General features: G+C 72.9%; 9 protein-coding genes. All 9 read right to left on the bottom strand.

Going from position 1 to position 8,885, the window contains the following annotated elements:
• Positions 1-166: flavodoxin-dependent (E)-4-hydroxy-3-methylbut-2-enyl-diphosphate synthase (locus AB0N31_RS19250; RefSeq protein ID WP_366059587.1), on the bottom strand; the 166-nt coding region annotated here is incomplete at its 3' end.
• A 4-nt stretch (positions 167-170) separates the two neighbouring features.
• A complete protein-coding gene (gene hpnH, locus AB0N31_RS19245) occupies positions 171-1,193 on the bottom strand; it encodes an adenosyl-hopene transferase HpnH (protein WP_366059583.1) in 1,023 nt (340 codons plus the stop codon).
• Between the two features lie 5 nt (positions 1,194-1,198).
• Positions 1,199-1,840, bottom strand: a complete 642-nt coding sequence (locus AB0N31_RS19240) for a 1-hydroxy-2-methyl-2-butenyl 4-diphosphate reductase (RefSeq protein ID WP_366059582.1) — start codon at positions 1,838-1,840, stop codon at positions 1,199-1,201.
• The gene (gene shc, locus AB0N31_RS19235) at positions 1,840-3,858 is read right to left on the bottom strand and encodes a squalene--hopene cyclase (RefSeq protein ID WP_366059581.1); all 2,019 of its coding nucleotides are present in this window, start codon (positions 3,856-3,858) and stop codon (positions 1,840-1,842) included. Before shc ends, AB0N31_RS19240 begins: the two co-directional genes overlap by 1 nt.
• Positions 3,859-3,977: 119 nt before the next feature.
• Positions 3,978-5,042 carry a polyprenyl synthetase family protein gene (locus AB0N31_RS19230; protein ID WP_366059586.1) on the bottom strand — a complete coding sequence of 355 codons (1,065 nt, stop codon included), beginning with the start codon at positions 5,040-5,042 and terminating at the stop codon, positions 3,978-3,980.
• A gap of 74 nt (positions 5,043-5,116) precedes the next feature.
• Positions 5,117-6,604, bottom strand: a complete 1,488-nt coding sequence (gene hpnE, locus AB0N31_RS19225; protein ID WP_366059580.1) for a hydroxysqualene dehydroxylase HpnE — start codon at positions 6,602-6,604, stop codon at positions 5,117-5,119.
• Positions 6,601-6,753, bottom strand: coding sequence for a DUF6380 family protein (locus AB0N31_RS19220; RefSeq protein ID WP_366059579.1), 153 nt, complete (start codon positions 6,751-6,753; stop codon positions 6,601-6,603). The genes hpnE and AB0N31_RS19220 overlap by 4 nt, the downstream gene beginning before the upstream one ends.
• Positions 6,753-7,703 (bottom strand): presqualene diphosphate synthase HpnD, encoded by a 951-nt coding sequence (gene hpnD, locus AB0N31_RS19215; RefSeq protein WP_366059578.1) that lies wholly within the window; start codon positions 7,701-7,703, stop codon positions 6,753-6,755. Before hpnD ends, AB0N31_RS19220 begins: the two co-directional genes overlap by 1 nt.
• Positions 7,700-8,593, bottom strand: coding sequence for a squalene synthase HpnC (gene hpnC, locus AB0N31_RS19210; protein WP_366059577.1), 894 nt, complete (start codon positions 8,591-8,593; stop codon positions 7,700-7,702). Before hpnC ends, hpnD begins: the two co-directional genes overlap by 4 nt.
• Between the last annotated feature and the right edge of the window lie 292 nt (positions 8,594-8,885).

Below are 8,885 nucleotides of genomic sequence, written 5' to 3'. Positions count from 1 at the left end.
GCAACGTCGCACCGACGTCCGACGTACGCGTCGTCGTCATCGACTGGACGGAGACGGGAGCGTCCCCGCCCACCGCCACGGACCCGACCTGGATCCGCCGGCTCCTGCGGCGCTCGGCGACCGGCCGGACCGGGACCTCGGGGACGCCCAGGGAGACGGCGGTCATGGCGTCACTCCCGGTTCCCGGAGACCGTCTCGCGCATGGCGCGCAGCGACTCCTTGAGCGAGCCCATGGTGGCGAGGACGGCGGTGGGCTCGTAGCCGCAGTGCGCCATGCAGTTGGCGCAGCGCGGGTCCTTGCCGCGGCCGTACTTGTCCCAGTCGGTCTCCTCGATGAGTTCGCGGTACGTCGGCACGTAGCCGTCGCTCATCAGGTAGCAGGGGCGCTGCCAGCCGAAGAGGGAGTAGTTCGGGATCGCCCAGGCCGTGCACGGGAAGTCGACCTTGCCCTCCAGGAAGTCCAGGAAGAGCGGCGAGTGGTTGAGCCGCCAGCGGCGCCGGTTGCCGCCGGAGAAGGCCTTCTTGAACAGCTCGCGGGTCTGTTCCACGCCGAGGAAGTGCTCCTGGTCGGGGGCCTTCTCGTAGGCGTAGGCGGGCGAGATCATCATCTCGTCGACCTTGAGGTCGTCGTTGAGGAAGTCGAGCACCTCGACGATGGTCTGCGGGGTGTCGGTGTTGAAGAAGGTCGAGTTGGTGGTGACCCGGAAGCCGCGCCGCTTGGCCTCCTTGATCGCCTCCACGGCCTCGTCGAACACGCCCTCCTTGGCCACCGACTCGTCGTGCCGTTCGCGCAGCCCGTCGATGTGCACGGCGAACGCGAAGTAGGGCGAGGGGGTGAACTTGTCCATCTTCTTGCGCATCAGCAGGGCGTTGGTGCAGAGGAAGACGAACTTCCTCTTCGCCACCAGCTGGCGCACGATCTCGTGGATCTGGGGGTGCATCAGCGGTTCGCCGCCGGCGATCGACACCATGGGCGCACCGGATTCGAGCACCGCCCCCACGGCCTGGGCGACCGGCATGCGCTGTTTGAGCACTCCCGCCGGATGCTGGATCTTGCCGCAGCCCTCGCACTTGAGGTTGCAGGCGAAGAGGGGTTCCAGCTCGACGATGAGCGGGAACTTCTCCCGCTTGCGGAGCTTTTGTTCAGCCAAGTAAGTAGCGACCTTGATGGACTGGCGCAGCGGCATGGCCATCTGGCTCACCTCCGGGGGAGCAACACGTTGCGGTGCCATTCGAAGAATGCAGGCAGGACGGAACGAAGGACGCGGAAAGCCGATATTCCACCGCGCACCGTGCCGATCCGGACGAGTTCATGTTCAGGAGCGTCCACGACCACCCGGACGGCCGCAACCGGGCGCGTGCCGGCGCGGACGGCGCTCAGGAGCGTGGCCGCCGACTCCATGTCGACCGCGATCGCGCCGGTGGCGAGCAGGTCGGACCGCTCCGGTCCGCGCACCACGTGGTCGGAGCCGGTCAGGGGGCCGGTGTGGACGGTGCGCCCGGGCAGGGTGCGCACGAGTTCCTTGACGAGCAGTTCGGTGTTCACGCACGGCACGGTGCCGCGCGGGTCGCGGGTCTCCTCGGCGACCACCAGGTCGCCGGGGTGCATGCCGGGGGCCAGTCCCGCGCAGAAACCGGTGGCGAGCACGACCGCCCCGGCGAGCACCGGGTCGGTGAGGACCCGGGTGACGGAGCGCTCGGCGGCCCTGGGCCCCATGCCGGTGCGCAGGACGGTCACCGGCCCGCCGGCCCCATCCCGGTCCCCCATGCGCAGGGCGAGGTGCTCGATGCCGAGCGCGCAGGCGATCAGCAGCGGGGCGGAGGCGGGCCGCGTGTTCATCAGCTCCCCTCGGCCTCGACGGGAACCGGCGCCTTCGGGGCGACGGGCTCGCCGTGGACGTACCGGCCGAGCGCGGTCAGCGGGAAGACCTGCCGGTACAGGTGGTAGTTGATGGAGAAGTCCCAGGGGAAGCCGGTGCCGGTGAACTGGGGCTCGTCCCAGGAGCCGTCCTCGCGCTGGGTCTCGGCGAGCCAGGCGATGCCCCGCTCGACGGCCCCGGAGTCCTTCTCGCCGGCCGCCAGCAGCGCCATCAGCGCCCAGGCGGTCTGCGAGGCGGTCGAGGCGCCCCGGCCGCTCCAGCCGGCCCGGTCGTCGTAGGAGCGCAGGTCCTCGCCCCAGCCGCCGTCGTCGTTCTGCACGCGCTCCAGCCAGGCGACCGCCCGCCGGATCGCCGGGTGTCGGGCGGGCAGTCCGGCGGCGGTGAGCGCCGGCACCACCGAGCCGGTGCCGTAGAGGTAGTTGACGCCCCAGCGCCCGAACCACGAGCCGTCCGGCTCCTGTTCGGCGAGCAGCCAGCTGATGCCACGCCGGGTGCGCGGGTCGTGGGAGAGGCCCTCGAAGGCGAGCATCTCGACCACGTGCGCGGTGACGTCCGCCGACGGCGGGTCGATCACCTCGCCGAAGTCGCAGAACGGCAGCCGGTTGGGGAAGGGGCTGGTGTTGTCGACGTCGAACGCGCCCCAGGCGCCGTTCCTCGACTGCATGCCGAGGTTCCAGCGCACCCCGCGTCCGATCGCCTTCTCCACCCGCTCCGGGTCATGGTGGCGGACCCGGCGCAGCGCGAGGACCACCTCGGCGGTGTCGTCGATGTCGGGGTAGTTGTCGTTGTGGAACTCGAACGCCCATCCCCCGGGCGGGAGTCCGGGCCGTCGCACGGACCAGTCGCCGGGCCTCACGACCTGCTCGCCCAGCATCCAGTCGGCGGCCTTGACCAGTTGGGGGTGGTCGGCCGGCACCCCCGCGTCGGCCAGCGCGATGGTGGCCAGGCAGGTGTCCCACACCGGGGACTGGCAGGCCTCGATCATCCGGGACCCGTCCTCGCGCCACACCGCGTACCGGTCCAGCGACTTCAGGCCCTCCCGCATCACGGGGTGTTCGAGGTCGTAGCCCAGCAGGTACAGGGCGATGACCGAGTACACGGCGGGCGGCTGGATGCCGCCCCAGCAGCCGTCGTTCTCCTGCCGCTCGATGATCCAGCGGGCCGCCGAGTTCAGGGCGGCCTTGCGCAGTCTGCGCACCGCGACCGTGCGGTAGCCGCGCACGACCTTGTCCAGCCGCTGGAACAGCCCGTCCCAGCTGGCCAGCGGCGCCGGCGGTGTGGGCGGGTTGGGATCGGCCGGGTCGGTGTGCAGCTCGTCGAGCCCGAAGGGCGCCGGACGCACCGGGCGCTTCGCCGAGACGACGGTGAGGGGCACGATGGTCTGCCGGGCCCAGCAGCCGAAGTTGTAGATGCTGAGCGGGAACCATTTCGGGAAGTACAGCAGTTCCGGGGGGAGTTCGGGCAGGTCCTCCCACTTCCACCAGCCGAACAGCGCCAGCCAGATCCGGGTGAAGACCCGGGCCGCGGCGATCCCGCCCTGGTCGCGGACCCAGGCGGAGGCCTTCGCCATGTGCGGCGCGTCGGGCTCGTCCCCGGCCAGCCGCAGGGCCACGTACGCCTCGACGGTGGCGGACAGGTCGCCGGGGCCGCCGTAGAAGGTGGCCCAGGTGCCGTCCTCGCGCTGCTCGCCGCGGACGAAGAGGGCGGCGGCGCGGGTGGTCGCCTCGTCCTGGATGCCCAGGAACTGGCGGAGCAGCAGGTCCTCGGCGTCCATCGTGACGTTCGTCTCGAGGTCACCCTTCCACCAGCCCTCGACGTCCTGCCGGGCGAGCAGGAAGTCGGTCGCGCGCCGCATCGCGCGCACGGCGGCTTCTTGTCCCCCGGCCGCCGCGGGGATGTCGATGTCGATACGGGTTTCGCTGGCCGCGGCAGCGCGGGGCGGGAGGGCCCCGGTGCTTCCGTCGGTCGTCGCTGTCATGGCTTCCCCTTCGTGCAGTGTGCATGGCGTTGCGTCTGCTGTGGGTCCGCCGTCGGCCGGTGCGTCTCTTCCCGCGACACCGGCCGGCGACTACGCGAGGGTTATTCGACCGATAGTGATCATCTCTTTCGTACGACGACGAAGTCGGCGAGCGCCGTGAACCGTTCCCGCACCTGCTCGGGCATGTCGACGGCGTTCAGGGCTTCGATGGCGATGGCGTGCTGACGGCGTGCCTCCTCGGCGGTCCACTCACGGCCGCCGGCCTCCTCGATGAGCGCGGCACGGGCCGCGAACTCCTCCTCGGAGAAGTTCTCGAAGTCGCTGCGTTTGGCGTCGGCGGCGAGCATCTCCCCGAGCCGTTCGGAGGCGGGGCCGCCGGCGTCGAGCGCGGCCACGACCGGCAGGGACTTCTTGCGCTGGCGCAGGTCGCTCCAGGTCTGCTTGCCGGTGGCCTCCGGGTCGCCCCAGATGCCGAGGAGGTCGTCGACGGCCTGGAAGGCCAGGCCGAGGTGGTGGCCGTACCGCTCCAGGGTGTCGGCGGTGTGCGCGTCGGCGCCGCCGAGCACGGCGCCGACGGAGCTGGCGCAGGCCAGCAGGGCGCCCGTCTTGTTGCCCTCCATCTCCAGGCACTCCGCGACGCTGACGCGGTCGCGGTGCTCGTAGGAGATGTCCTGGGCCTGGCCGTCGATCAGGGCGCGGGTGGCGGTGGTCAGCCGCCGGGCGGCCCGGCCCGCCTCGACCGTGCCGAGTTCGAGGAGGACCTCGCCTGCGAGGGCGAACAGGGCGTCGCCGACCAGGATGGCCTGGGCGGGGCCGTGGACCTTCCAGACGGTGTCGCGGTGGCGGCGCTGCTCGTCGCCGTCCATCAGGTCGTCGTGCAGGAGCGAGAAGTTGTGGACCAGTTCGACGGCGACCGCGCCGGGCACGCCCACCTCGGGCGCGGCACCGGTGACCTCGGCGGAGAGCACGGCGAGCGCGGGACGCACGGCCTTGCCGCCGTCCCCGTCGGTCGGGTTGCCCTGGGCGTCGATCCAGCCGAAGTGGTAGGCGGCGACCGTGTCCATGGGAGACGCCAGTCGGTCGACGGCCGCGCGCAGGACCGGTGTGGCCAGGGTCCGGCCGCGCTCCAGCAGCGCGGTCACGTCCACCGCGGTCCTCCTTGCGGCCTTCTCGGCCGGGGGCACAGTGGGCACAGTTTCTCCTCTTGTTGCGGTACCGGAGGGGGTGCGGGGGTGTGCCGAGCCGTGCTGATCGAACGTCACCGGGTCCCACCTCGCAGGGGAACGCCGGGGCCCTCCGGTTCTCGGCCGGGGGTCCGGCCCGCGGCGCTGCGGCGGGCCGCCTCCTCGAACGCGAAGAGGCGGCGGGGTCGGGGCCGGCCGAGGGCGGTGAGGGCGGCGTCCGCCGCACTCACGCCGCTGCGGACCGCACTCTCCATGGTCGCGGGCCACCCGGTGGCGGTCCACGCCCCGGCCAGGTACAGGCCGGGTGACTTGGTGCGGGCGCCGGGCCTGAGCCGTCCGACGCCGGGGGCGGGAGCGAAGGTGGCCGTGCGCTCCCGGGTCACGAAGAAGTCCCGCACGGTGGCGCCGCGGGTGCCCGGCAGCAGCCGTTCCAGTTCGGGCAGGTAGCGCTCGCGCAGGGCGGCGACGGGTGCGTCGATGTCGTCCTGCGCGGCGGACTGCGACAGGGCGAGGTACTGGCCCTCGCGCAGCCCGGAGGCGTCGGTGCGGTCGAACACCCACTGCACGGGAGTGCCGAGCGCGGCGAGGAAGGGGACGCCGAGCACCTTGCGGTCGTAGACGACGTGCACGTTCAGGATCGGCGCCGTGCCGATCTCCAGGAGCCGCTCGGGGGCGTCGAGCGCCCCGTCCGGCAGCAGGTCGTGGGCCTCGCGCTGCGGTACGGCGAGCACGACGGCGTCCGCGCGGAGCGTCTCGCCGGAAGCGCGGACGGTCCACGTGCCGTCGGCGGCGGCGGAGACGGCGGAGACGCGGGCGCGTACCTCGGTGCGCACGCCCGCCGAGTCGAGTGCCCTGCGGGCCAGCCGGTCGTGGAGTTCGCCCAGCGGGACGTGGGCCCAGCCGATGTCGGCGGCGCCCGGTTCGGACAGCAGGCCGGTCTTGAACACCATCGCGGCCAGGGCGAGGGAGGTGTCGCCGGCGACCGCGTTGAGGGTGGCGACCCCGACCAGGTCCCACAGGGCCTCGACGGCTCGCGGCGACTGCCCGTGGGCCGCCAGCCAGCTGCCGAAGTCCTGCGCGTCCAGGGCCGGATCGGCGAGGTCGAGGCCCTTGAGCGCGAGCGCGGCCCGGCCGACCGAGGCGCGTTCGGCGAGCGAGAGATGCGGATACGTGGCGAGGCTGCGGCCCAGGTGGAGGGGGACCGGCAGCGCGTCGCGCCGCAGCCTGCCGAGCCGTCGCCCCTCGGGCCTGGCGAGGTCGACGACGGGCACGTCGAGACGGTCCTGGAGCGGCGCCAGCGCGGTGCCCTCGATGCGGTCGAGGAACCAGCGGTAGGCGGTGCAGCAGCGCAGGTAGACGTGCTGGCCGTTGTCGACGGTGAGCCCGCCGCGCCGGAAGGAGAAGGCCAGGCCGCCGAGCCGGGGCCGGCCCTCGAGCAGGGTGACGCGGACACCCGCGTCGGCGAGTGCGAGCGCGGCGGTGACGCCGGCGAGCCCGCCGCCGATCACGACGGCGTCCCGCCCGGAGGTCTCCGGGATGCCGGAGTGCGGCTCGTCGCTCATCGTGCGCCCTCCCCTGCGGGCCCGCCGTGACGGTCGGACTCCGCGCGGCGGCCCGTCGCAGTCAGGGACGCGGCGTCGCGGCGGAGGGTTGCGTGCCGTTTCTCCCCGGTGGCATCACCGTGGTCCGCGTGGTCGCCCCGTGGGTCCATCAGATCTGCCTCCTGCCGGTCAGCCGGGACACGTGGCGGGTGTCCAGACCGGAGAGGCCGCGGACGGCGACGTACGCCTTCTCCCGGCCGGGCAGGGAGACCCTGCCGCGCAGGACGGCCTCGGGGTCGCGCTCGATGCGGTCCAGCAGGCGGCGGTAGATGCCGGCCATGGCGGCGACGCAGGCGCCGCTGCGCCGGTCGAGCAGGGGCAGCAGCCGGTAGCCCTCGGCGAACAGGGCGCGGGCGCGCCGCACCTCGAAGTGCACGAGGCCGGCGAAGTCGGAGCCCTCCGGCGGTGTCGGCCCGTCGAAGCCGGCCGAGCAGCCGAACTTGGCGAGGTCGTCGGCGGGCAGGTAGGTGCGCCCGCCGGCGGCGTCCTCGCGGACGTCCCGGAGGATGTTGGTGAGCTGGAGGGCGAGGCCGAGGGTGTCGGCGTACTCCGGGGCCCGTTCGGCGCCGCGCGCTCCCGGTCCGGTGCCGAAGACGCCGAGGGAGAGCCGTCCGATGGCGCCCGCCACACAGCGGCAGTACGTCTTCAGGTCGTCCCAGGTCTCGTAGGTCTCGCCGCGGACGTCCATCAGGACGCCGTCGATCAGCTCGTCCAGGCCGCCCAGCGGGATCGGGAAGGTCCTGGCTGCGTGCGCGAGGGCGACCGCGACGGGGTCGGTGTCGTCCTCCTCGACCTCGCCCGCGCGGACCCGGGTGAGCAGCGCCCGGGTGTCCTCCAGCCGGGCGCTCTTGACCTCGCCGTCCAGGGCGCCGTCGCCGATGTCGTCGACGCGGCGCGAGAACGCGTACAGCGCCGACATGGCGCGGCGCTTCGCGGTGGGCAGCAGCCGGATGCCGTAGGCGAAGTTGCGCGCCTGCTGTCCGGTGACGGTCTCGCAGTAGCCGTAGGCGGCGAGTACCGGTGCGGACACGGGTGGCGGAGAGTCCACGGTCGGGATCACCCCTCTCCTCGCAGGGTCGTGCCCACCTCGCGCAGCAGCCGGAGCTTGCCGGGCTTGGGCGGGCCGGGAAGAACGTCGTGGTGGGCGGCGGAGATCGCGTGGAGCGCCGCCCTTCCTCCCGCCACGAAGCCCGCGAGCAGCAGTCTCAGTCTTCCGTGGACGCTGCCCACGAGGGGGGCGCCTTCGTCCAGGAGGTCGCGGGCGCGCTGGGCCTCGAAGGCGACCAGGGCGCGCACCGAGGCCCCCGCGGTCGGCGCGGCGAGGTCCGCCTCCTGGACGTGGAAACGCTTCATGTCCGTGGCGGGGAGGTAGACACGGTCGCGGCCGAGGTCCTCGGCCACGTCCTGGAGGTGCTCGACGATCTGGAGCGCGGTGCAGACCGCGTCGGAGCGGCGCACGCGCTCGGGGGTCGTGGTGCCGGTGACGGCGAGGACCAGCCGGCCCACGGGATTGGCGGACAGCTCGCAGTAGGCCAGCAGGTCGTCGTAGGTCTCGTACCGGGTGACGATCTGGTCCTGGCGGTTGGCGGCGATCAGGCCGAGGAAGGGCTCGGGGGTGAGCGAGCGGCGGCGCACGGTCGGCTGGAGGCGGCGCAGCAGGGGGTGGCGGGGCGTGCCGTCGAAGACGCGCCGCAGGTCGGCCTCGAAGGCGTCGAGGAGGACCAGCCGGTCCTCGGTCTCGGCGGCCGGCACGCCGAGCAGGCGGGCGTCGGCGCCGCCGGGCGCGAGGTCGCCGTCACCGATGTCGTCGACGAGGCGGGCGAAGCCGTACACGGCGACCAGGTCTTCGCGCCAGTCCCGGGGCAGGAAGAAGGGTGCCACGGGGAAGTTCTCGTCCGCGGCCTTGGCGAGGGTGGAGCGCTCCGTGTCCGCGACGTCCGGCGCCGTCATCGCCGGCTGCCCGGGGCAGGGACGGCACATGCTGCGTGGAGCAGGGGAGTTTCCGTAGCCATCGCCGTCACATCTCCCGTTCTACACCGACAACCCGACACCCACTATTTCGGACACGCCGCCCGGCCGCCCGCGCGGCGTCGGCGCTCGAGGGTGTCGCGCATTATCGCCCCACTTGCCGCGTTTCGGGACCGGTACAGCTTACGTTGTACAACGCACCGGGGGCCGCGCGGGTGTCCCGGACATCACAACAACACACCGATCGGCGTCAAGATTCCTACGACCGGCGGGA

This window comes from Streptomyces sp. NPDC051051, assembly GCF_040682975.1.
Taxonomy (GTDB): Bacteria; Actinomycetota; Actinomycetes; order Streptomycetales; family Streptomycetaceae; genus Streptomyces.
This window is presented reverse-complemented; position numbering and strand designations above follow the sequence as displayed.

What these genes read in the sequence shown, in the direction of transcription:
- hpnC (WP_366059577.1), bottom strand. Translation starts at nt 8,593, where the DNA reads ATGACGGCGCCGGACGTCGCGGACACGGAGCGCTCCACCCTCGCCAAG.
- AB0N31_RS19220 (WP_366059579.1), bottom strand. Translation starts at nt 6,753, where the DNA reads ATGGACCCACGGGGCGACCACGCGGACCACGGTGATGCCACCGGGGAG.
- AB0N31_RS19240 (WP_366059582.1), bottom strand. Translation starts at nt 1,840, where the DNA reads ATGAACACGCGGCCCGCCTCCGCCCCGCTGCTGATCGCCTGCGCGCTC.
- shc (WP_366059581.1), bottom strand. Translation starts at nt 3,858, where the DNA reads ATGACAGCGACGACCGACGGAAGCACCGGGGCCCTCCCGCCCCGCGCT.
- hpnE (WP_366059580.1), bottom strand. Translation starts at nt 6,604, where the DNA reads ATGAGCGACGAGCCGCACTCCGGCATCCCGGAGACCTCCGGGCGGGAC.
- hpnH (WP_366059583.1), bottom strand. Translation starts at nt 1,193, where the DNA reads ATGGCCATGCCGCTGCGCCAGTCCATCAAGGTCGCTACTTACTTGGCT.